The organism is Amycolatopsis echigonensis (assembly GCF_014174495.1).
Lineage (GTDB): Bacteria > Actinomycetota > Actinomycetes > Mycobacteriales > Pseudonocardiaceae > Amycolatopsis > Amycolatopsis echigonensis.
This window is the reverse complement of record NZ_JACJHR010000003.1, coordinates 83,122-105,303: the sequence shown is the minus strand read 5'-3', so window position 1 is coordinate 105,303 and position 22,182 is coordinate 83,122. Positions and strand designations below refer to the sequence as shown.

At 69.3% G+C, this 22,182-nt stretch carries 23 protein-coding genes; 10 read left to right on the top strand and 13 right to left on the bottom strand.

Features of this window, described 5'->3' with window-relative positions; translation table 11 throughout:
* From H5411_RS03405 to H5411_RS03395, 3 genes are read right to left on the bottom strand one after another with little or no spacing between them, the layout of a single operon-like run.
* Window positions 1–1,434, bottom strand: a complete 1,434-nt coding sequence (locus tag H5411_RS03405) for an APC family permease (RefSeq protein ID WP_183122920.1) — start codon at window positions 1,432–1,434, stop codon at window positions 1–3.
* A gap of 40 nt (window positions 1,435–1,474) precedes the next feature.
* Window positions 1,475–2,128: a response regulator gene (locus tag H5411_RS03400; RefSeq protein WP_101434694.1), complete on the bottom strand. Its 654-nt coding sequence runs from the start codon at window positions 2,126–2,128 to the stop codon at window positions 1,475–1,477.
* Window positions 2,125–3,306 (bottom strand): sensor histidine kinase, encoded by a 1,182-nt coding sequence (locus H5411_RS03395; RefSeq protein WP_183122989.1) that lies wholly within the window; start codon window positions 3,304–3,306, stop codon window positions 2,125–2,127. The genes H5411_RS03400 and H5411_RS03395 overlap by 4 nt, the downstream gene beginning before the upstream one ends.
* Window positions 3,307–3,430: 124 nt before the next feature.
* On the opposite strand from H5411_RS03395, the gene H5411_RS03390 reads away from it, so the two are divergent.
* Genes H5411_RS03390 through H5411_RS03375 form a run of 4 tightly spaced genes read left to right on the top strand, consistent with a single transcriptional unit; the run spans window position 3,431 to window position 5,584 of the window.
* Window positions 3,431–3,997, top strand: a complete 567-nt coding sequence (locus tag H5411_RS03390; RefSeq protein WP_183122919.1) for a hypothetical protein — start codon at window positions 3,431–3,433, stop codon at window positions 3,995–3,997.
* Window positions 3,994–4,200 (top strand): hypothetical protein, encoded by a 207-nt coding sequence (locus tag H5411_RS03385; protein WP_183122918.1) that lies wholly within the window; start codon window positions 3,994–3,996, stop codon window positions 4,198–4,200. The genes H5411_RS03390 and H5411_RS03385 overlap by 4 nt, the downstream gene beginning before the upstream one ends.
* A gap of 10 nt (window positions 4,201–4,210) precedes the next feature.
* Complete coding sequence (locus H5411_RS03380; protein WP_183122917.1) at window positions 4,211–4,588, top strand: hypothetical protein; 378 nt, start codon at window positions 4,211–4,213, stop codon at window positions 4,586–4,588.
* A 21-nt stretch (window positions 4,589–4,609) separates the two neighbouring features.
* Entirely contained in the window at window positions 4,610–5,584 is a 975-nt protein-coding gene (locus H5411_RS03375; protein WP_183122916.1) for a phosphotransferase family protein, read from the top strand.
* Here the strand turns inward: H5411_RS03375 and H5411_RS03370 are convergent.
* From H5411_RS03370 to ppgK, 7 genes are all read right to left on the bottom strand, one after another.
* Window positions 5,576–6,511 carry a hypothetical protein gene (locus tag H5411_RS03370; protein ID WP_312877459.1) on the bottom strand — a complete coding sequence of 312 codons (936 nt, stop codon included), beginning with the start codon at window positions 6,509–6,511 and terminating at the stop codon, window positions 5,576–5,578. The two genes, H5411_RS03375 and H5411_RS03370, sit on opposite strands and share 9 nt — an antisense overlap.
* An 80-nt stretch (window positions 6,512–6,591) precedes the next feature.
* Window positions 6,592–8,280 (bottom strand): ABC transporter family substrate-binding protein, encoded by a 1,689-nt coding sequence (locus H5411_RS03365; RefSeq protein ID WP_183122914.1) that lies wholly within the window; start codon window positions 8,278–8,280, stop codon window positions 6,592–6,594.
* Between the two features lie 40 nt (window positions 8,281–8,320).
* Entirely contained in the window at window positions 8,321–10,453 is a 2,133-nt protein-coding gene (locus H5411_RS03360) for an ABC transporter ATP-binding protein (RefSeq protein WP_183122913.1), read from the bottom strand.
* Between the two features lie 34 nt (window positions 10,454–10,487).
* Entirely contained in the window at window positions 10,488–11,504 is a 1,017-nt protein-coding gene (locus H5411_RS03355) for an ABC transporter permease (RefSeq protein ID WP_101434686.1), read from the bottom strand.
* The gene (locus H5411_RS03350) at window positions 11,504–12,481 is read right to left on the bottom strand and encodes an ABC transporter permease (RefSeq protein WP_101434685.1); all 978 of its coding nucleotides are present in this window, start codon (window positions 12,479–12,481) and stop codon (window positions 11,504–11,506) included. The genes H5411_RS03355 and H5411_RS03350 overlap by 1 nt, the downstream gene beginning before the upstream one ends.
* Before the next feature lie 601 nt (window positions 12,482–13,082).
* Complete coding sequence (locus H5411_RS03345; protein ID WP_101434684.1) at window positions 13,083–14,504, bottom strand: RNA polymerase sigma factor; 1,422 nt, start codon at window positions 14,502–14,504, stop codon at window positions 13,083–13,085.
* 222 nt (window positions 14,505–14,726) lie between these two features.
* On the bottom strand, window positions 14,727–15,488 hold the full coding sequence (ppgK, locus tag H5411_RS03340; RefSeq protein ID WP_101434683.1) for a polyphosphate--glucose phosphotransferase: 762 nt from the start codon (window positions 15,486–15,488) through the stop codon (window positions 14,727–14,729).
* Between the two features lie 64 nt (window positions 15,489–15,552).
* Between ppgK and H5411_RS03335 the strand changes: the two genes are divergently transcribed.
* Window positions 15,553–16,389 carry an inositol monophosphatase family protein gene (locus H5411_RS03335; RefSeq protein WP_101434682.1) on the top strand — a complete coding sequence of 279 codons (837 nt, stop codon included), beginning with the start codon at window positions 15,553–15,555 and terminating at the stop codon, window positions 16,387–16,389.
* A 33-nt stretch (window positions 16,390–16,422) separates the two neighbouring features.
* On the opposite strand, the gene cei is transcribed toward H5411_RS03335, so the two are convergent.
* Window positions 16,423–17,106: an envelope integrity protein Cei gene (gene cei / locus H5411_RS03330; protein WP_183122912.1), complete on the bottom strand. Its 684-nt coding sequence runs from the start codon at window positions 17,104–17,106 to the stop codon at window positions 16,423–16,425.
* A gap of 507 nt (window positions 17,107–17,613) precedes the next feature.
* Between cei and H5411_RS03325 the strand changes: the two genes are divergently transcribed.
* On the top strand, window positions 17,614–17,922 hold the full coding sequence (locus tag H5411_RS03325) for a DUF4193 domain-containing protein (RefSeq protein ID WP_013224476.1): 309 nt from the start codon (window positions 17,614–17,616) through the stop codon (window positions 17,920–17,922).
* A gap of 326 nt (window positions 17,923–18,248) precedes the next feature.
* On the opposite strand, the gene H5411_RS03320 is transcribed toward H5411_RS03325, so the two are convergent.
* Entirely contained in the window at window positions 18,249–18,734 is a 486-nt protein-coding gene (locus H5411_RS03320) for a DUF3093 domain-containing protein (RefSeq protein WP_183122911.1), read from the bottom strand.
* Between the two features lie 24 nt (window positions 18,735–18,758).
* Here H5411_RS03320 and dut point away from each other — a divergent pair, with 24 nt between their 5' ends.
* On the top strand, window positions 18,759–19,262 hold the full coding sequence (gene dut, locus H5411_RS03315) for a dUTP diphosphatase (RefSeq protein WP_101434679.1): 504 nt from the start codon (window positions 18,759–18,761) through the stop codon (window positions 19,260–19,262).
* Window positions 19,262–19,924 carry a DUF3710 domain-containing protein gene (locus H5411_RS03310; protein ID WP_101434678.1) on the top strand — a complete coding sequence of 221 codons (663 nt, stop codon included), beginning with the start codon at window positions 19,262–19,264 and terminating at the stop codon, window positions 19,922–19,924. Before dut ends, H5411_RS03310 begins: the two co-directional genes overlap by 1 nt.
* Window positions 19,925–20,149: 225 nt before the next feature.
* On the opposite strand, the gene H5411_RS03305 is transcribed toward H5411_RS03310, so the two are convergent.
* Entirely contained in the window at window positions 20,150–20,905 is a 756-nt protein-coding gene (locus H5411_RS03305; RefSeq protein ID WP_183122910.1) for an alpha/beta hydrolase, read from the bottom strand.
* Between the two features lie 104 nt (window positions 20,906–21,009).
* Between H5411_RS03305 and H5411_RS03300 the strand changes: the two genes are divergently transcribed.
* Both H5411_RS03300 and H5411_RS03295 read left to right on the top strand, forming a co-directional pair.
* Window positions 21,010–21,390 carry an OB-fold nucleic acid binding domain-containing protein gene (locus tag H5411_RS03300; RefSeq protein ID WP_009075573.1) on the top strand — a complete coding sequence of 127 codons (381 nt, stop codon included), beginning with the start codon at window positions 21,010–21,012 and terminating at the stop codon, window positions 21,388–21,390.
* A 9-nt stretch (window positions 21,391–21,399) separates the two neighbouring features.
* Window positions 21,400–22,146: a DUF3159 domain-containing protein gene (locus tag H5411_RS03295; protein WP_376772086.1), complete on the top strand. Its 747-nt coding sequence runs from the start codon at window positions 21,400–21,402 to the stop codon at window positions 22,144–22,146.
* The last annotated feature ends 36 nt before the right edge of the window (window positions 22,147–22,182 follow it).

Below are 22,182 nucleotides of genomic sequence, written 5' to 3'. Positions count from 1 at the left end.
CTACTTGGCGAAGCGGGAGTGCTTTCGGCCGTAGAAGAAGTAGATCAGCAGGCCGATCACCAGCCAGGCGGCGAACCGGATCCAGGTCATCACGTCGAGGTTCAGCGTCAGGTAGAAGCACGCCAGCGCGGTGATGATGGGGAGGACCGGCGAGAACGGCACGGTGAAAGGCCGCTTCAGGTCCGGGCGGCGTTTGCGCAGCACCGGCACCGCGACCGCGACGATGACCATCGCCGACAGCGCGCCGATGCTGACCATGTCGGCCAGCGCGGAGATCGGCACGAACGCCGCCAGCACCGCGATCAATGCGGCCCCGCCGATGGTCATCCGGTGCGGCGTGCCCCAGCGCGGGTGCGCCGTGCCGATCGCCTTGGGCAGCAGGCCGTCGCGGCCCATCGCGAAGCCGATCCGGCCGATCGTGACCAGTTCGACCATCATCACCGACGTCAGCCCGGTGACCGCGCCGAGCGAGATCAGCGCGCCGACCCAGTGCTGGCCGACCCGGTCGAACGCGTCCGCGAGCGGCGCGCCGGAGTCGATGTCGGTGTAGTGGACCATGCCGGTGAGCACGATCGACACGCCGATGTAGAGCACCGCGCACACGGCCAGCGCGCCGAGGATGCCGACGCGGAGGTCCTTGCGCGGGTTGATGGTCTCCTCGCCGAGGTTGGCGAGCGCCTCGAAGCCGGTGTAGGCGAAGAACACGACAGCCGCGGCGGTGACCATGCCCGCGATGCCGTACACCGACTGCTCGAGCCCGAGAGCGGCCTGGACCACCGGCTGGTGCAACGCGCTGGAGCTGCCCGACGGCGGCTGCGCGGTCGGGACGAACGGGGTGAGGTTCGAGCCCTTCACGAAGAACACGCCCACGGCGAGGATGAGCACGCAGACCGCGACCTTGACCAGCACCAGCAGGTTCGTGAGCCACGAGGACTCCTTGATGCCGACCACGGCCACGACCGTCAGCACCGCGATGATCAGCACCGCGCCGACGTTGACCGTCGCGTCCTCCCCGAACCGCTCCGGCGACAGCCCGAGCAGGTTCGCGAGATACCCGGACCAGCTGCGCGACACCACGGCCGCGCCGAGCGCGAACTCCAGCAGCAGGTCCCAGCCGATGATCCAGGCGAAGATCTCGCCGAGCGTGGCGAAGGCGTAGGTGTAGGCGCTGCCCGCGGTCGGCACGCTCGAGGCCAGCTCGGCGTAGCAGAGCGCGGCGAGGCCGGCGACCACCGCGCCGATCACGAACGACAGCGTGACCGACGGCCCGGCGTGCGTCTTCGCCTCGACCCCGGCGAGGGTGAAGATCCCGGTGCCGATGATGATGCCGACGCCGAAGCCGACCAGGTCGCGCCCCCTGAGCCGCCGCTTCAGCTCGCCGGATTCCTGCCGCTTGAGGACTTCGTCGACGTCGAGAGTTCTCCGCTCGCCCATGGGGGAACGTTAGAAGGTCACGCCCGGATGCGCAGATCGGCTATCCGGGTGGCTCGATGCCGTGGTCCTGCGCGAGGATCGCGGCCTGCACGCGGGAACGCAGGCTGAGCTTGGCGAGCACGCGGGAAACATGCGTTTTCACCGTCGCCTCGCCGATGCGCAGCCGGGTGCCGATTTCGGCGTTCGAGAGCCCGGCGCCGAGGCAGCCCAGCACCTCGCGTTCGCGTTCGGTGAGGTCCGCGAGCCCGGCCGGCGCGGGCGACGGCCCGGCCGGGGTGCTGGCGAACGCGGCGATCAGCCGTTTGGTGACCTGCGGGGCGAGCACGCCCTCGCCCGCCGCGACCAGCCGGACGGCCTCGATCAGCCGCGGCGCCTCCACCGACTTCAGCAGGAACCCGGCGGCCCCGGCGCGCAGCGCGGCGTGCACGTACTCGTCGAGGTCGAAGGTGGTGAGGACCAGGACTTCGGCGAGCCCCTCGGCGATCAGCCGCCGGGTGGCGGTGATCCCGTCGGTGCCGGGCATCCGGACGTCCATCAGGACCACGTCCGGCCGCAGCGCGCGGGCTTGGCGCAGCGCGACCTCGCCGTCGGCGGCTTCGCCGACCACTTCGATGCCCTCGGCGTTGCCGAGGATGAGCGCGAGCCCGGCGCGGATGGCGCCGTGGTCGTCGGCGACGAGGACTCGGATGGTCATGACGGCTCTCCGGCGAGGGGAAGTTCGGCGTGGACAAGCCAGCGCGGGCCGGACGGACCTACTCGCAGGGTGCCGCCGACGGCGTGTGCGCGCTCGCGCATGCTCAGCAAACCGTGCCCGCCGCCGTCGGACCGGCCCGGCGCGCCGAGCAGTTCGTTGCCGATCTCGACGGTCAGCGTGCCGTCGGCGACTCGCAGCCGCACGGTCGCCCGGCCGCCCGGAGCGTGTTTGACCGCGTTGGTCAGCGCCTCCTGCGCGATCCGGTACGCGGTGAGGTCGACCGCTGTCGGCAGCGTGAGTTCTTCGTCCACAGTGGAATCCACCGTCACCGTCATGCCCGCCGCTCGCGCCGACTCCACCAGCCGGGCCAGTTCGGCCAGCCGCGCCGGGGCGGTCACCTCGTCCTCCGCGGATTCCGAACGCAACAGGCCGATCATCGCGCGCATTTCTTCCAGCGCGCGCACGCTGTTCTCCCGCACCGCGACGAGCACGGTCTGCGCGGTCTTCGGATCGTCCGCCATGGACAGTGCCGCCTCCGATTGGATGGCAATCGCGGACAGATGCCCGGCGACGACGTCGTGCAGGTCGCGAGCCATCCGCGAGCGCTCAGCCGCCACCGCCGCCTTTCGGTCGAGCGCGGCGATCGTCGCGAGCTGCTCGGCGTTGGCGCGCTCGCTCGCCGCGATGTCGCTCTGCTGGCGCACGTTCGCGCCCCACCACACCGGGACCAGCAAGAACGACAGCATGCTGAACGCGCCGAGCGCCGCCGTCCGCCAGCCCGCCACGGCCAGGAACACGAACAGCACGGTGAGCGTGACCGTGGCGGTCACGCCGACCAGCACCCGGGTCGTCCAGCGGGAGCCGTACAGCATGGCGGAGTACAGGAAATCCGTGTACGCGATGGCGATCGGCAGCGACAGGCCCAGCGCGACGTCGACGCCCACGATGCCGGTGGCGACCAGCAGCCCCCACGGAACTTTCCGGCGCAGGAACGCGGCGAGGCAGATCGCGCCGAGTTCGGCGAACCGGATCCACAGCGGGAACGGGTCGCCGTTCGGCAGCAGGCGGTGGCTGTCGGTGAGATACAGCATCGTGCCGCCGGCGAACACCGCGAGCGCGACGAGGCCGTTCTGCTGCCACGGCGGCAGTTCGCGCGGCCGGGGGAGGGCGGAGCGCAGGTCTCGCAGGCGCACCCGACCATGACAGCACACCCCGGCGGCGCGGTCGTCCTACGAAATGATGACCCCTCGATCGTGCCGTCCGGTGACGCGCGCGGCCGCCCGCGCCCGAGATCATGAAGCCATGGACGAGCTGCTGAACAGTCCGATGACCGCCGCTATCGTGGCGTGCGAGATCGGGTTCTGGGTCTTTATCGCGGCCGGGCTGCTGAGCCGGTACGCGTTGCGCAAGCAGAAGGCGAGCACCGTGCTGCTGGCGCTGGTGCCGGTGGTCGACCTGGTGCTGCTGGTGATCACGGTGATCGACCTTCTCAACGGCGCGGCGCCGAACGTGACGCACGGGCTGGCGGCGGTGTATCTGGGCTTTTCGGTGGTGTTCGGGCCGTCGATGGTGCGGTGGGCCGACGTCCGGTTCGCACACCGGTTCGGCGGCGGTCCGCGGCCGGAGAAGCTGTACGGCCGCGCGAAAGCCCGCGAGGAATGGCGAGAATGGGGCAAATGCGTGCTGGCGTCCGCGATCAGCGCCGGGCTGCTGTTGCTCGCGATCGCGGTGGTCGGCGGCTCGGGCCACGTCGAGCCGCTGTGGGCGTGGCTGCCGCGGCTGGGCACGCTCACCGGCCTGTGGTTCGTCTTCGGGCCGCTGTGGCAGGAGATTTTCGGCTCCTCCGCGCCGAAAGAGGCGTCGCGATGATCGAGCTGCTCGGCATCCTTCTGGTGGTGCAGGGCGCGGGCGGGCTGATCAACCGGCTCGCCGGGGAGGGGCACCCGAGCTGGTTCGTCCAGCTGCGCATATTGCCGCCGCAGTCGCACGTGATCGCCAGCGTCGTCCTGCTCGGGGCGGGGGTGGCGGTGCTGTTCGCACATCAGGCACGCAAACGCCGCCTTCGCGGCTAAACTCGGGAGCATGGCGGCCGGTCCGGTTCTGCTGTTCGCCGTGGTCAGCGTTGCCCCCTCGGCGTTGTTCTGGGCTGCCCTCCGCGTTCCGGCGGCTTGCCGCTGGCTGCGTCGGCGCCGCGCCGCTCCCGTGCCGTCCGAACCGCCGGTGGAGCAGGTGGCCGCCGACCTGCGCCGGGTGCGCCGGACCCTCGCGCAGCTTCCCTCCGGAACGCCCGCTGCCCGTCGTATCGGCACCCGGCAGGCGTACGACGAACTGCTCGTCACCGCGTGCCGCGAGGTCGGCGTCGAGCACCGGCTCGACGGATTGCGCGAGGGTGCGGACCGGGATCTCGAACGGTTGCGGATCGAGGATGCGCTGAGCCGTAAAGGATTCGTGCTGTCCTGAGCGGAGTGGCAGGATGCCCGGGTGGACTTCCAGCCGAAAGACCGGCCTCCGGACGCGTTCCAGCAGCCCCTCACCGCCGACCAGATCGAACTGCTCTGCCGCCGCGCGCTCGGCAGCGGTGTGCGGTCCGCGGCCGAAATCGGATGGGGCGGATACAACAACACCTACCGGGTGGAGCTGACCGACGGCCCGGCGATCCTGCGCGTCGCCCCGGAACCGGCGCGGCAGACGCGGATCGAGCCCCAGTTCATGCGCAACGAGTACCTTGCCGCGCCGTACTTCGCGCCTATTGCGCCGCTGATGCCGCGCACGCTCGCCGCCGATTTCACGCATCAGGTCATCGGCCGCGATTACGTGCTGCAGGCGGTTCTGCCCGGAGAGCCCGGTCCGGAAATCCTCTCCGGTCTGGAGCCGGACCAGCGGACGCCGTACTTCCACCAGCTCGGCGAAATCACCCGCGCCGTCCACGACGTGCGCGGGCCTGGTTTCGGCCTCGTGGCCGGGCCGCATTTCGCGACCTGGAGCGAAGCGCTGATCGCGTACTTCGAGGACAACGCCGCTGACGTCGAGGACTTGGGCCTGGACGGATCGGACCTGCGCGCCGTGGCCGCGTGGGCGAAGCGCGACGCCGCGCTGCTCGACGAGATCACCGAACCGCGCCTGCTGCACGGGGATCTGTGGCACGTGAACGTGATGCTGACCCCGGAGCTGGAGATCGTCGGGGTGTTCGACCACGACCGCAGCTGGTGGGGCGACCCGGCGGCGGACTGGACGATCCGGATGGCCTCGATGAAAGCGGGCTCGAAGCGCGACGCGTTCTGGGACACCTACGGCCCGCTGGACGCGTCCCCGGCGGCTCGGCGGCGGGCGTTGTACTACGAAGCCCGGCACCTCGGCGCGGTGCGATTGGAACGGCACCGGCTCGGCAAGGAGGGGGAGGCCAGCGAGTCGTACCCGGAGCTGGCGGAGATCCTGGCGGCGCTGGAGTCAGAGTGACGGATCCGAGCCGCGCAGAGCGGCCCACCAGAACCCGAACGCGGCGATCAGCACGCTGACCGTCAGCCACCCCGCGAAGCCGCTCCCGTCGACCAGCGCCCAAAACGCGCCCACGACCGGCGCGACCGCCAGCACCGGCAGGTCAGCGCGGAACTGCCGCGCGAGCCGTACCGGCGTGGCCGCGGCGAGCGAGCGTTCCTCGTCCGGCTCGGAAGGGTTGTCCAGCCGGCCGCCGCGAGGCTCGCCGGTGCGCACCGAACCCGCCGGGTACAGCACCTCGCCGTCGATGCGGACGGCGATATGCCGGTCCGTGCGCAAGTCGCCCAGCACCTCGACCCGCGACGGTGACGGCAGCCCGATCAGCGTCGGAGAGAAGTACACGGGGATCCATCGAGGCGTCGCGGTGTCGGTCTCCAGCCACGACCGCGTCAGCAGTCCGCGCTGCACCTTCACCCGGCGCATCGGCACCGGAGAGCCCACCTTGCGCCGAGAGGGCTGCACGAAACGCGTGAAGAGCAGGAATCCGTTCACCGCAAGCATCGCGAGCACCGCGACCACGGTGACCGTCGCGTAGGTCGAGGCCCGGTCGGCCGTCACCAAAGCCGAAGCCCCGGTCGTGACTGCCCGCGAAGGCGCTGACGGGTCGTAGCGCACCGGAACTTTCGTGCCCAGCGGCGGGGGAGTGGTGTCCAGTTCGACCGCCGCGCTCGCCTCCGGCTGGTTCGGCACCGGGAAGCGCACCGTGACGGTGGACTCGTCGACCCGCGCTACCACGCCGGTCGCGCTCGCGGTGAGACCTTGCAGCCGTGGGCGGGTGCCGGCGAACTCCAGCAGCTGCACCGCGAACACCGCGGCGCACGCGACGAACACGACGACACTCGTCACCAGGATGTGCCGTACCGGCCGCAATCGCAGGAAATTCCGCACAACGCTCACCTTAACTGTCCAAAATGGAAGGAGCGGCGCGGGGAGTCCGCGCCGCTCCTTCGTTTCCCGCTAGGGGAGGATTACTTCACGAACCCGATCTTGGGGTAGTCGTACGGGTTGTTCGCGTAGCCCGGCGAACCGTAGTTGGCCACCGTCTTGCGGACGGCGAAGGCGCCGACCGACTGGAAGATCGGAAGCTGGTGGCCCAGCGCCCAGATCTCCTTGTCCGCGGCGTTGATGTCCGCGGCCCGCTTGGTGTCGTCCAGTTCCTGCGCGGCGGTGTCGAGCAGCTGGTTTTCCTTGTCGCTGCCGATCCGGCCGTAGTTCTGGTTGATGTTCTTCGGGTCCAGGTAGTAGATGCCCTTGCTGCCGCCGATCGGGAACGAGTTCGAGATCCAGCGGAACAACGTCAGGTCGAAGTTGCCGACGTTCACGTAGTTCTTGAAGAACTCGGTCGACGGGACGGCCACGATGTCGATGCCCACGCCGATCGCCTTCAGCTGCGACTGCAGGATCTGCGCGGTCTGCTGGCTGATCGGGGTGCCCGACGGGATCACCAGGCGCAGCTTCAGCTGCTTGCCGTCCTTGGCGCGCAGGTCGCCGGACTGCTTCCAGCCGAGCTTGTCCAGCTCCGCCTTGGCCGCGTTCTGGTCGAACTTGTACGGGCCGCTGTTGTCCTCGTAGGTCTTGGAACCCTTGAGGTACAGGTGGTTGCCGATCGGCGTGGTGTCCTTCTGCATCTGGCCGAGGATCGACTTGGCGATGGTCACCGTGTCGACGCCGCGCATGATCGCCAGCCGCAGGTCCTTGTCCGCGAGGATCGAGGACGAGGCGCCGTTGAGCGTCATGTGCGTGTAGTCGGGGTAGGCCGACTGGCGCACGACCGCGTTCGGGTCCGCCTGGGCCCGCTTGAACGCGTTGATGTCGTTGTTCAGCGGGTAGAAGTCGATCTGCCCGTTGGCGAACGCGTCCGCCAGCGCGGGACGGTCCACGACCTTGTAGGTCACGGTGTCCAGCTTCGGCTTGTCGCCCCACCAGTTCGGGTCGCGCTCGAACACCGCGGTCTTGGCGGTGTAGTCGACGCTCTTGATCTTGAACGGACCCGCGGTGATCTGCGCCTTCTGCGCCCAGCCCTTGTTGAAGGTGTTGGCGTCGGCCATCGCCTCCTTCGGGTACAGCGGCGAGAACAGCGACTTCCACTCCGCGAACTTCTTCGCGAAGGTGATCTTGACGTCGAGGTCGTCAGTGCCCTTCTCGACCTTGGCGATGTCCTCGTAGCCGGTGGTGCTGGAGACCTGGTAGGCGGTGTCCTTGCCGTTCAGTGCCTTCGCCATCGCGGCGAAGTCCTCCCAGGAGAACTGGCGGCCGTTGCTCCACTTGGCCTTCGGGTTGATCTTGTACTCGATGACCTGCGGGTCCTGGCTGACGATCTCGGCCGAGGTCAGGTAGTTCTTGTCGATGCCGACCGTCGCGTCCGCGTTCTGCGGGAACGGGTAGGGCAGGATCGCGCCGAACATGTTGGCGCCGTCCAGGACGGTGCCGTCGACCTCGTAGTAGTTCCAGTTGTCCGGCAGCTGGTCGACCGGCCACTTGAAGTCGCCGCCGTCCTTCACCTTGTCCAGCGGCTGCTCGTTGATGTCTGCGGTCTTGACGGCCGACGAGCCGGTGTCCTGCAGATTGCCGCCGCCGCCGCTGCCGCCGCCGCAAGCGGCGAGCAGGAGCCCCAGAGCGGCAACGGGGGCCACGAATGCGGCCATTCTCCGTCGCATGTGTCTACCTTTCTTCTTCTGGTGTGCCAACGGATCGTGGCTACACGACTTCGCGGGTCTTGGCGTAGTGGCACGCCACGTCGTGGTCCTGCGCGCGGGATTCGCGCGGCGGCTCGACGTCGACGCACTTCTTCCTGTCCTCTTCGGACAGTTGGGAGAAGACGAAACACCGGGTGCGGAACCGGCAGCCCGACGGCGGGTTCGCCGGGCTGGGCAGGTCTCCGGTGAGGATGATCCGGCCGCGCTCGCGTTCCTTGGCCGGGTCCGGGATCGGGATCGCGGACAACAGCGCCTGCGTGTACGGGTGCTGCGGCGCGTCGAAAACCGTGCGGACGTCGCCGATCTCCACGATCTTGCCGAGGTACATCACCGCCACGCGGTCGGCGATGTGCCGGACCACCGACAGGTCGTGCGCCACGAACAGGTACGACAGGCCCAGCTTGGCCTTCAGCTCGTCCAGCAGGTTGATCACGCCGGCCTGGATCGACACGTCGAGCGCGGACACCGGCTCGTCGAGCACGATCAGCTTCGGCTCCAGCGCGAGCGCCCGCGCGATGCCGATGCGCTGGCGCTGGCCGCCGGAGAACTCCGCCGGGTACCGGTCGGCGTGCTCGGGGCGCAGGCCGACCAGCCCGAGCAGCTCCGGCACCCGCTTGTCGATGCGCTCCTTCGCGAACCCGTGCGTCACCATCGGCTCGGCGATGATGTCGCCGATCGGCAGCCGCGGGTCGAGCGCGGCCATCGGGTCCTGGAAGACCACCTGCAGGTCGCGGCGGATCGCCTTGCGGTCCTTGCCCCCGAGCTTCGCCACGTCCTTGCCGAGCACCGCGACCGAACCGTGCGCCGGGGCCGCCAGCTCGAGGATCTCCATCAGCGTGGTCGACTTGCCGCAGCCGGATTCGCCGACCAGGCCCAGGGTTTCGCCCTCGACGATGTCGAAGGTGATCCCGTCGACCGCGCGCACCGTGCCGACCTTGCGCTTGAAAACGGTGCCCTTGCTGACCGCGTAGTGCTTCTGCAGGTCCCGCACGTCCAGCACGGTGGTGCGCTGTTCGCGCGGCACGGACGCGACGGCGGCCTCCTCGATCACCTCGGCGCCGTAGACCTCGGCGGCGTCCGCTTCGGGACGGCCGAGTTCCTCGGTGCGGATACAGGCGGCCCGGTGCGTCGTGTCGACGGGCGCGTTCGGGTTGCCCGGCGTGATCGTGAACAGTTCCGGCTCGGCCGTGCGGCAGGCGTCGATCGCCAGCGGGCAGCGCGGCGCGAACGGACAGCCCTGCGGCAGGTTCACCAGCGACGGAGGCTGACCTTCGATCGGCACCAGCGGCTGCTTCTCCCGCGCGTCGACGCGGGGAATCGAACCGAGCAGGCCCAGCGTGTACGGCATCCGCGGCTGGGCGTAGATCGTGTCGACCGGCCCCTGCTCGACCGCGCGCCCGGCGTACATCACCATCAGCCGGTCGGCGAACCCGGCGACCACGCCGAGGTCGTGCGTGATGATCACGATGCCCGCGCCGGTGACCTCCTGCGCGGTCTTCAGCACCTCCAGCACCTGCGCCTGCACCGTCACGTCGAGCGCGGTGGTCGGCTCGTCGGCGATGATCAGGTCCGGGTCGTTGGCGATCGCGATGGCGATCACCGCGCGCTGGCGCATGCCGCCGGAGAACTCGTGCGGGAACGCCTTCGCGCGCGCCGCCGCGTTCGGGATGCCGACCAGGTCGAGCAGTTCGACCGCGCGGTTGTTCGCCTGCTGCTTGGTGATCGTGCCCTTGCCGTGCACCAGGAGCGCTTCGGCGATCTGCGCGCCGACGGTGTACACCGGGGTCAGCGCGGACAGCGGGTCCTGGAAGACCATCGAGATCTTCTTGCCGCGGATCTTCGACAGCTCGGTGTCGGACTTGCCGATCAATTCGCTGCCGGAGAACCGGATCGAGCCCGAAACCCGCGCCTGCGGCGGCAGCAGCCCCATCACGGCGAGCGACGACACCGACTTGCCCGAACCGGACTCGCCGACGATGCCGAGCACCTCCCCCGCGGCGACCTGGTAGTTCAGCCCGCGCACCGCGTGCACGCGGCCGGACTCGGACGGGAAGGACACTTCGAGGTTCGAGACTTCCAGCACGGTGCCGGTCGGCTTCTCGGTGTCCACGGTCAGCTCGAGTGCCCTGCTCATGCCGCCTCCGCGGTGAAAAGTACGTCGGCGGTGCTCATGCTTCTGCTCCCACGGTCTGCTGCGTCTGCGTCGAGGCAGTCGACTTGGTCTTTTCTTCGATCCGCTTCCGTTCCTTGCGCCGCGAACGGCTGGACGACGGGTCGAGCGCGTCGCGCAGGCCGTCGCCGACGAAGTTCACCGCGAGCACGGTGAACACCAGGAAGCCGGCCGGGATGTAGAACAGCCACGGGAACGTGCGGACCGCGTCGGAACCCGCCGAGATCAGCGTGCCCAGCGAAACGTCCGGAGCCTGCACGCCGAAGCCGAAGAACGACAGCGACGTCTCCATGATGATCGCGACGCCGACGTTGATCGTCGCGTCGATGATCAGCAGCGAAGCCATGTTCGGCACGATGTGCTTGAAGATGATCCGCCACGGGGACTGGCCCATGAACTTGGCGGCCTTGACGAACTCGCGCTCGCGCAGCGTCAGCGTCATGCCGCGGACGATGCGGGCGGTGATCATCCACTGGAACAGCGCGATCAGGCCGACCAGGATCAGCCACGTCTTGCCGCGGAAGGCCGGCGACAGGATCGAGATGATCAGGAACGGCGGCAGGATCAGCAGCAGGTCGACGACCCACATCGACACCCGGTCGGTCCAGCCGCCGAAGTACCCGGCCGCGGAGCCGACGATCGAGGCCACGCCGGTGGAGAACAGCGCGGCCAGCAGGCCGATGGTGAGCGACTTCTGCAGTCCGCGCATGGTCTGCGCGAACATGTCGCCGCCGATCTGGTTGGTGCCGAACCAGTGCGTGCCGTCCGGCGGCATCAGCGTCGAGGCCGGGTCGAGTTCGTCGTAGCCCCACGGCGAATACCAGCTGTAGGTGAACGCCAGGACGTAGAACAGCAGGATCACGACGAGACCGGCCAGGGCCAGTTTGTTGCGGAAGAACCGGCGGGCGACGAGCCTTCCCCGGCTGGAGGACTTCCCGGTCTGCTGCTCGGTCTGGGTTTCGGTGGCTGCGACGGCCGAGTCGGCGAGGTCGGCCTCGTTCAATGGGGCGGCCATCAGATCCTCACCCTCGGGTCGAGCGCGGCGTAGAGCACGTCCGCGAGCCAGCCGGCGAGCAGCACGCAGATCGCGATGAACAGGGTCACGGTGGTCACGATGTTGGTGTCCTGCTTCTGGATGCCGGTCACCAGCCAGTCGCCCATGCCGTACCAGCCGAAGATCTTCTCGGTGAAAACGCCGCCGGTGATGAGAAGGCCGAAGCCGAACGCGAACAGCGTCGCCATCGGGATCAGCGCGGTGCGGAGGCCGTGCTTGAACAGCGCGCGCCTGCGGGTGAGGCCCTTGGCCTGCGCGGTGCGCAGGAAGTCCGAGCCGAGCACGTCGAGCATCGCCGAGCGCTGATAGCGGCTGTAGTAGGCGACCTGGGTCAGCACGATCGCCAGGGTCGGCACGATGATGTGCTGCAGCCGGTCGAGCAGAGCGTCGCCGAAACTGCCGTCGACGGCGCCGCCTTCGCCCTGCACGATGAAGAACTGGTATCCGTCGAGCAGGTTGTCATTGACCGACTGCGCGCCCGCTTTGAGGATCGTCGCGATCACGAACACCGGCGTCGACAGCACCACGAAGGAGAACGTGGTGGCGAGGTAGTCGCTGATCTTGTACTGCCGGATCGCGCTGACCACGCCGACCAGCACGCCGATGATGATGCCGATCGTGATGCCGAGCAGGAACAGCCGCAGGCTCACGCCCGCGCGGCGGAACAGCTCGTCGGTGATCGCCTGATCGGCGACGGTACGGCCGAAGTTGCCTTGGAAGACGCCGCCCAGCCAGGTGATGAACCGATGCGGGATCGCCTGGTCCAAGTGGAGTTCGGCGGCCTTCGCGTCGATCGTCGCCTGCGGGGCGGGCGGATTGCGCAGCTTGAGCGCGTCCAGCGGGCTGAAGGACAGCGATGCCAGGGAGAACGCCGCGAAGGTCGCGACGAGGCACAGGGCGATGTAGTTGACGAGTCTGCGGAGGAGGAACCCGATCACAGGTGCCTCGCTTCACCGGGGACGGAGGATCCGCTCCGTGCCGCCGGACATCCCTGGCTCGCTCGCGATTGAGTTTTCGTCGAAAACACTGGGCGGTGCTGCCTTCCAATACTGACGCTCGTTGTGGGCGCAGCCTAATGGCGATCAGCCGTTGCGATCTTCGTTTCCAGGCAACCAAACAATCACGATTTCCGCGTTCTGGCGGAGAACAACCGACTTTAGCATCTTGTCCGCGCCCCATTGTCGCGGTAAGTGCGCGGCCGTGCACCGGCGATGAGTATTCCGGAACGGTTCCGGGGGTTCCGCGTGAACGGTTGTGAACGGGAAACGGACAGGCATTCGATCCCCTCGCTTGAGGTTCGGCCGAGTCGCACGTTCGCCTGCGTGGGATTCGCCTCGCGGATTCCGTTGTGCCGCAGCGTAATTCGCGTCGGGCCCGCGCGCCGCCGAGTTTTCGGGACTTGTCCGGTCCACTGTGGTCAGCCGAAAGAAGGATTTCGCGGAAATGCCCGGCCGGCTCCGCGCGCGTTGTTGTCGGTAAACGCAGAAACCCCGCCGCCGCGTAGTGCGGGGCGGGGTTTCTCGCGGGAACCTGAGAAGCTCAGTCCAGGTAGTCGCGCAGCACCTGCGAACGCGACGGGTGGCGCAGCTTCGACATCGTCTTCGACTCGATCTGCCGGATCCGCTCGCGCGTGACCCCGTAGACCTGGCCGATCTCGTCGAGGGTGCGCGGCTGGCCGTCGGTGAGGCCGAAGCGCAGCCGGACCACGCCCGCCTCGCGCTCGGACAGCGTCTGCAGCACCGACTGGAGCTGGTCCTGCAGCAGCGTGAACGACACCGCGTCGACCGCGACGACTGCCTCGGAGTCCTCGATGAAGTCGCCGAGCTGCGAGTCGCCCTCGTCGCCGATGGTCTGGTCCAGCGAGATCGGCTCGCGCGCGTACTGCTGGATCTCCAGGACCTTCTCCGGCGAGATGTCCATCTCCTTGGCGAGTTCCTCGGGCGTCGGCTCGCGGCCGAGGTCCTGCAGGAGCTCGCGCTGGATGCGGCCGAGCTTGTTGATGACCTCGACCATGTGCACCGGGATGCGGATGGTGCGCGCCTGGTCGGCCATCGCGCGGGTGATCGCCTGGCGGATCCACCACGTGGCGTACGTGGAGAACTTGTAGCCCTTGGTGTAGTCGAACTTCTCCACCGCGCGGATCAGGCCGAGGTTGCCCTCCTGGATCAGGTCCAGGAACGCCATGCCGCGGCCGGTGTAGCGCTTGGCCAGCGACACGACGAGCCGGAGGTTCGCCTCCAGCAGGTGGTTCTTGGCCCGCTCGCCGTCGCGCACGATCCACTTGAGGTCGCGGCGCATCTGGGTGACGAGCTTCTCGCCCTCCTCCTCGGCGGTGCGCACGCGCTCGGCGGCGTAGAGCCCCGCCTCGATCCGCTTGGCGAGCTCCACCTCCTCCTCGGCGTTCAGCAGCGCGACCTTGCCGATCTGCTTGAGGTAGGCGCGGACCGAGTCGGCCGACGCGGTGAGCTCGGCGTCCTTGCGCGCCTGGCGCAGCGCCTCGGACTCCTCCTCGTCCCACACGAAGTCCGGGTTGTCCGAGGACTTGCCGCCCTTGTCCGCCTGGCTCGCGCGACGGCGCGCGGCGGTGGACGTGGCCGCGGCCCCGTCGGTCGCCTCGGCCTCGTCGTCGGAGTCGTCCTCGTCGTCGTCGGCCTCGTCGTTGACCGTCTCGTCGACGACGTCGACCTCGACCTCTTCGAGATCGGACAGGTCCGGGCTGTCGAGTTCGGCCTCGTCGAGGTCGACCGGGCCGTCGGGATCGCCGTCGTCGGTCTTCGGACCCTTCGCGGCGGCCTTCTTCGCCGGAGCCTTCTTGGCCGGAGTCTTCTTCGCGCCCGCCGGCTTCGCGGCGGTCTTGCGCGCCGGGGACTTCGCCGCTCCGGTGGCTGCCTCGTCGGCCGGCTCGCCGGCTTCGGTCGCTGTCTTCGTCCCGCCTCGGGTTGCGGTTCTTGCGGCTGCCACTTACGCCCTTTCGCAGCGGTCGATCATGACGAGCCGAGATGTCGCCACCTCAGCTGCCTCACATTCGGGGAACACGCCTCGGCCTGCGGTTTTACCTCCGCAGCTCCTGCGCCGTGTTCCATTGTAACGACGTCGGCCCACTGCGTCGCGAAGCGATCACCCTCCGGCCCCCTACCCGGCGCCTGGCGGTGACCGGTCCGAGACCCGGCGCGGACCGGTCGTTCAGTGCCCGGCGCCCTCTGCCGCGGCCGCCGCGGCCCCGACGATGCCCGCGTTGTTCTGCAGCGACGCGACGACCACCGGCGTGCGGATGTCCAGCAGCGGCACCCACTTCTCGGCCTTCTTGCTGACGCCGCCGCCGACGATGAACAGATCCGGCCAGATCAGGTTCTCCAGCACCGAGAGGTACCGGTGCACCCGCTTGGCCCACTCCGGATACGACAGGCCCTCGTTGTCCTTGATCGAAGCGGCGGCGCGCTTTTCCGCGTCGTGGCCGTCGACCTCCAGATGGCCGAATTCGGTGTTGGGCACGAGCTTGCCGTCGTGGAACAGCGCGCTGCCGATGCCGGTGCCGAAGGTGAGCAGGGCGGTCACGCCGGTGCGCGCGGCCGCGTCGCCGAAGCGGATCTCGGCGAGGCCCGCGGCGTCCGCGTCGTTGAGCATCGTGACCTCCTCGACGCCCTTGCCGAGCCGCTTCGCGAAGAGCGCTTCGGCGTCCGTGCCGATCCATTTGTGGTCGATGTTGGCCGCGGTGTGCGCGGTCCCCCTCTTGACCACCGCGGGAAGCGTCACGCCGACCGGCCCGTCCCACTCCGCCGCGCGCACGATCTCGGCGACGACGTCGGCCACCGCGTCCGGCGTCGACGGCTGCGGCGTTTCGATCCGGTGCCGGTCCCCGATGAGCTGTCCCTGTTCCAAATCGACCAGCGCGCCTTTGATCCCGCTGCCGCCGATGTCGATTCCGAAGCCTCGGGTCGCCGTCACTGACGTGGTCCCTTCTCGCACGATTCAGAAGTCTGCTGCGGAGACTTTAACCGGATGTGGTGACATGGCGGGCGTGGGAGTTGACGAGGCGATGCTGAACGACCTGAAAAACACCGCCGAGCAGGTCGCGGTCGAGGCCGCGCACCTGGTCCGGACGGCCTGGGTGCGGATGCAGTCCGGCGGCGAGGTCGCGGTGGACACGAAGTCGGGGGAGACCGACGTGGTCACCGCGGTGGACCGGGAGTCGGAGGAACTGGTGCGGGCCCGGCTGAAGCGGATCCGGCCCGGGGAACCGGTGCTGGGGGAGGAGGGCGGCGGGGCAGGCAACGACGCCGCCGGCGGGGTCACCTGGGTCGTGGATCCGATCGACGGGACGGTCAACTTCCTGTACGGCCTGCCGACCTTCGCGGTGTCGATCGCGGCTCAGGTGGACGGGGTGTCGGTCGCGGGAGCGGTCGTGGAGCCGGTGAGCGGACGGCGCTGGACGGCCGTGCGCGGCGGAGGTTCGTGGCTCGACGGCACCCGGCTGTCGGTGTCGGCGGCGGACCGGTTGGAGCTGGCGCTCGTCGGGATGGGGTTCGCCTACGGGCAGGACCGCCGCGTCCGGCAGGGCAAGCTGACCGCGGATCTGATCGGGCGCGTGCGCGACATCCGCCGCCGGGGAGCGGCTTCGCTGGACCTGTGCGCCGTCGCGGCCGGCTGGCTGGACGGGTACTTCGAGCACGGTCTGCACCGCTGGGACTGGGCCGCCGGAGCGCTGGTGGCCCAGGAGGCGGGCGCGACGGTGCTGCTGCCGGGCGAAGCGGCCGATCTGGGGGAGGACGCGACGTTCGCGGCGTCGCCGGGGATCGCGGCGGAACTGCGCGCGGCGCTGTCCGCGGGCGGTGCGGCAGAGGTGTGACCGCGGGCCGTGCCTGCTGACCTCGTCGCGGGGTCAGCAGGTGACGGCGCGAGCGGAAGCCAGGAGCGCCTGGTCGATCACCGGCGCGCCGGGGCTGGCGGACTGCTCGCTGCTGCCGCCGCCCTGGTGCGCCTGCGACCAGGCGGTGAGCTGCTTGAGAATCTTGACCGCCTCGGGACGCGGCTGGATGTCGGTGAAGAGCTTCCCGGTGGCCAGGTCGACGGAGGCGTCCTTGCGGGTGTCGTGGACCAGCTCCGCGCACGGGATCACCAGGCTGACCGTGCGGGCCGCCGAAGCGCCGTTGTCGCCGTAGCGGATCTGGCCGCGGCAGCGCGCGTCGCCCTTCGGGTACGCCGGGTCGTTGTCGGGATTGCCGATCGCGGTGAAGCCGAGTTCCCGCAGCGCGTTGGTGGCGATGCTGCCCTGCCCGCGCGTGCTGCTCGCGTTGAGCACCTTCAGCGCGATCCTGTCCGGCGGCATCGGCGAGCGGTCGTCCAATCCGTTGTGCGGGACGGACGTGTAGGTGACTCCCGGCGGCGCTTTGGGCTCCGGGGTGCAGCGGACCGCCTCGTCGACGTCGCCGCGGCCGACCACGGCGTGGACCCACACGAACACCGCGCCGAGCGCGAGCACGCCGATCACGATCAACGCGGGCAGCGGACGGTGCTTGCGATAAGGCCGCGCACCACGGTTCCCCGACCCGTTCCCCGACGCCACCTGCCCCGTCCCTTCCCCTCGCAGAACCGGCCGCGGTCGCCCCGCCGCGCCTCGCGGTAACCGCCAGCGTACGCACCGGCGTGGTAGCCGGTGAGCCTAGGCGCTGACCGCGGCGCGCGGTGTCGCGGGTCACCTTCACCCGTTCCGCGTAATGCCCCTCCGCGGCGATCGCACCACGGACGGCTCCGCGGGAGCAAGCGGACGCGGCCGCGAGGTGAGGTAACCGACGCCGGGGCAACCCGATCGGAGGACAGGCGTCTCACCTGCGCGTTCCCCCTCCCGGGTGACGCTGGCACAGCAATGTCCGACTCGGTGCGAGGCGCGCCCGGCGGTGAGCTACCCTTCCCGGGCTCCGGCCGCCGGACGAGGTCAACCGGGTTGAGACCTGGGTCACTCGCAGGCCGGGCACAAACAGGGGCGCTGGAACGTTGACCAGCGGCACGACCGGTATCGGGCGCCTCCGGAACCGGTGCAGGACGAGATGCTGAATCGCAGGGGTGAGGGACAATGGCTACCGACTACGACGCTCCGCGCCGCAGCGAAGCCGACGAGCTGGCCGAAGACTCGTTGGAGGAGCTGAAGGCCCGGCGGAACGAGAACCAGTCCGGCGTCGTCGACGTCGACGAGGACGCGACCGCGGAGAACTTCGAACTTCCCGGCGCGGACCTCTCCGGGCTCTCCGGGGAAGACATGACCGTGAAGGTCGTGCCGAAGCAGGCGGACGAGTTCACCTGCTCGGTGTGCTTCCTGGTGCACCACCGCAGCAGGCTCGCCGAGGACAACGGCGGCCGGCTGATCTGCCGCGACTGCGCCTGACCTGGGGATTTTCGAGGGGAACCACAGGGAGATTCACGGGGTTTCGCGGTCTGGTGTGACCGGGTAGCAGGGGGGTCGGCCTTCGGGGCGGCCCCCTTACTCGTGTTCGGGGTGTGTCGTGGGTTCGGCTCGTCGCCTGGCGGCGACATTGCTGTGGGTGGGGCGTAGGGGCACCCCGAAGCTTGATTGTGCTGACGGTCGGTGGGTGCTTGTCAAGGCGGGAAAGATGCCTTGACAAGCACCCACCGACCGCAGGGAAGGCTTCGTATCGGGGTGCAGGGCGGGGGCTGGCTGCCTCGTGCGTTGGGTGTGCTGGCGGCGGTTTGTCAGGCGGTGCCGCGGAGGAGTTCGACTACTCGTTGTGGCTTGCGGGTGCTGAAGAGCCAGTAGGGGGTGGGGTCGGCTGGGTCGGTCAGGGTGAACCGGACGGCGGGGCCTATCCAGCCGCGGTGCAGGACGAAGGCGGCGGGGTCGCCGTCGCGGCCCAGGGCGTGGCGTTTGGCGTCTTTTTCCACGACGGTGATTTCGCCGACGTAGCGCAGCGGGAGGTGGGCGTCGCCGACCCAGAGTTCGGGGTCGTCGCCGCTGGTGATCTTGATTTTCGCCCTGCCCAGCGAGAGCAGGAGCGCGGCCATGACCGGCACGGCGACCGCGAGCGGGATCCACATCGGGATCGACGGGTAGCCCAGGTGGACCTCGACGCCCAGCAGGATCGCTCCGGCCATCGGCAGGGGCCAGCCCCACCATGGCAGGTAGAGCCGTTCTGAGTGTGCGACGACGCCCGTCGCGGCGGTGTTCACGCGGTCAGCCACACGACAAGGGTAGTCTCGCCGCCCGTGTCCAGCGTTCAGGTCCTCCTTCAGCGGCTCGACCCGCAAGTCCCGCCGCCCGCCTATGCCCGGCCCGGCGACGCCGGGGCCGATCTCGTCACCACCTCGGATATCGTGCTCGGGCCCGGCGAGCGCGGGGTCGTCGGCACCGGGGTCGCGATCGCGCTGCCTTCCGGGTACGCCGGGTTCGTGCACCCTCGCTCGGGGCTCGCGGCGCGCGTCGGATTGTCGGTGGTCAACACTCCGGGCACGATCGACTCGGGCTACCGCGGCGAGATCAAAGTCTGTCTGGTCAATCACGACCCGCGCGAGAAAATCGTGCTGGCGCGCGGCGACCGGATCGCGCAGCTGGTGATCCAGCGGGTGGAGCACGCGGAGTTCGTCGAGGTCGCCGAACTCGACGGGACCGAACGCGGCGCGGGAGGTTACGGCTCGACCGGCGGGCACGCCACACTGGCAGCTGGCGCCGGAGACACCGGCGCGGGCACCGGGGAAGGAACGGAACGATAGTGGGGATTTTCGGACGCAAGCGCCGGTCCGGCGACGACGAGACCGGGGGCGTCGCCGCTCAGAGCGGAGAAAGCGCCGAAGCCGGCACCGACGACGCGCTCGAACCCGAGGACCAGCTGTCGGAGACCACCGACGGCCCGTTCGACGTCGCCGAGGCCGAAGAAGACGGCATCCCGCGCATCGACCTGGGCTCGGTGCGCGTACCGGTGCCCGACGGTTCGCAGGTGCAGGTCGAAATGGACCCGGAGGAAGGCGGCGTGCGCGCGGTGCACGTCGTGACCGAAGTCGGGCAGATCACCGTCAGCGCCTACGCGGCGCCGAAATCCGGCGGCCTGTGGCGCGAAGTGAGCAACGAACTCGCCGACCAGCTGCGCGCGGACGGCGCGAAGGTCAACATCGGCCGAGGCGAATGGGGCATGGAACTGTCCGCGATCGTCGGCGACGTAGCCCTGCGGTTCGTCGGAGTGGACGGCCCGCGCTGGATGCTGCGCGGCGTGATCGCCGGCCCGCAATCGACCGCCTCGCAAGCCCCCGAGGTGCTCCGAGCGATCGTGCGCCGCACCGTCGTAGACCGAGGCAACTCCCCGATGCCGGTGCGCACCCCGCTCCCCATCACCCTCCCCGACGCAGTGGCACAGCACATCGCCGAACAGCAAGGCTAAAAACAAGCTCCAGCTCCCCAAGGCCCTCACGGACGCACTCCGTGAGGGCCTTTTTCACCCCACCCGACGACCCGCAGCCAGCGCACCCAACTCACCCAGGCAGCCAGCCCCGCCCTGCACCCCGATACGAAGCCTTCCCTGCGGTTCGAGGGTGCTTGTCAAGGCATCTTTCCCGCCTTGACAAGCACCCTCGAACCGTCAGCACAATCCAGCTTCGGGGTGCCCCTACGCGCGACCCGGCGCAATGTCGCCGCCAGGCGACGAGCCGAATCCTCCCAACGCCCGCAAAAACGCCAAAACAGTCACCCTCCCCAGCGTCTCCCGATCCTGCCCCACCGCCTCCAGCGACGTCTCCCCGCACACCCCGCGAGGCAACGCCCGTGCCCACTCCCGGGCAACCGAAACGGGATGCACCGGATCGTCCACACACCCCCCGACCCCAGCCGGAACCCCCACCCCCCGCAACGCCTCCACCGTCGGTGCCGCCCTCCCGGCCGCCACCCGCAACCCAGCCTCCAACCCCGCCCCATGCCGCCGCCACGCCCGCCCCAGCTCCTCCGCGAGCCACCCCGGGCTCCCGCCGGCAGCCTGCGCCAAAGCCCCCTCCACCCCAGAGGAAGCCACCAGATCCGCTGTAACCGTCGCAGCCACCGCCGCGGGTGCTTGCGCGGATTCCCCGTTCCAGGCCGGGAGCGCCGCCAGCAGCCCCCCGCAACGCCCGGGATTCGCCACCGCCCACTCCGCCGCGAGATGCGCCCCGAACGAAATCCCGCCCACCAGCAAGGTCCCGTACCGGTCAGCGAGACGGTCCAGCTCAGCCAGAAACCCCTCGGCGAGACCCGCCCCGGGAGAAGGCGCGGGCGTGATCATCGGCACGCCGAGCGCCGCGAGCGGCCCGCCGAACACCGAGCGCACGAAGACCTCGTCAGAGCCAGTCCCGGGCAACAGGACAGCGGCCGGGAGACGGATTGCGGACGTCACGTTGCGATCTTGCCGCAAACCCGTTTCCCTAGCTGGGACCGCAGCTACGCTGGAACACGCACGGGCCGAACGAAGTCGGGGGCCCCGGAGCACAGGAGCACACCATGTCCGCCAAGGACGGCGGCTACTTCAGCCGGTTGGTTCGCAAGCTGACCAGCGACGTCGAGGACCTCGACGCCGACGAGATGTCCGAGAGGTCGGGTGCCGAAGGCGCGCAGCGCGCGTGTGACTGCCGGTCCGGCGAAGAGGTGACAGTGCTCGGAAGGCTGCGCAGCGTCGAGCTGTCGCCGACCGACGGGCCCGCCTCGCTGCAGGCGGAGCTGTTCGACGGCACGCAGGGCGTGACGTTAATCTGGTTGGGCAGGCGCCGGATTCCCGGCATCGAGCCCGGCCGTACTGTCAAGGTGCGCGGCCGGATGGCCGAACGGGACGGGCAGAAGGTGCTCTACAACCCGTATTACGAACTCCAGAGCCCGGTAGGGTGATCAACGCTCGTGAATGAACCCGCTGCTCCCCGCGACGAGAAGGACGCGCCCGGACCGGGCGACGACGAAGAGCGGCAGCCGACGCTGATGGAGCAGATGGGCGGGGTTTCCGGCCTGTTCTACTCCTCGGTGCCGGTCATCGTGTTCGTCCTACTGAACGCGTTCTTCGGGCTCACCGTGGCGATCTGGGGCTCGATCGGCAGCGCGGTGGCCATCACCGTCCTGCGCGTGGTGCGCAAGGAGCCGCTGCAGCCGGCCATCTCGGGATTCTTCGGCGTCGCGATCGCGGCGTTCATCGCGTTCCGCACCGGATCCGCGAAGGGGTTCTTCCTCTTCGGCATCTGGGCGAGCCTCGCGTACTGCGCCGTATTCGTGGTCTCGGTGCTGGTGCGCTGGCCGCTGGCGGGCGTCGTGTGGAACGCGCTCAACGGCAACGGCACCGCCTGGCGCAAGGACAAGCCGTCCCGCTACGGCTACGACGTCGCGACGCTCGCGATGGCCGTCATCTTCGCGGCCCGCTTCGTGGTGCAGCGCTGGCTCTACGACGGCGACCAGACCGGCTGGCTCGCGTTCGCCAAGATCGCGATGGGCTACCCGCTGTACGCGATCGGGCTGCTGGTGGTCGTCTGGGCGGTGCGCCGCTCCGACAAACGGCTGAAGGCGCTTGCCGAGGAAGAACCGGAGCCGGAAACCGACGCGCAGATAGAGGCGCGGCTGCGGAAGAAATACGCGCAGGCGCCGACGCCCGAGACCTGATCCGACATACGTACGCGAAAAGGGGCGGACCCGCCG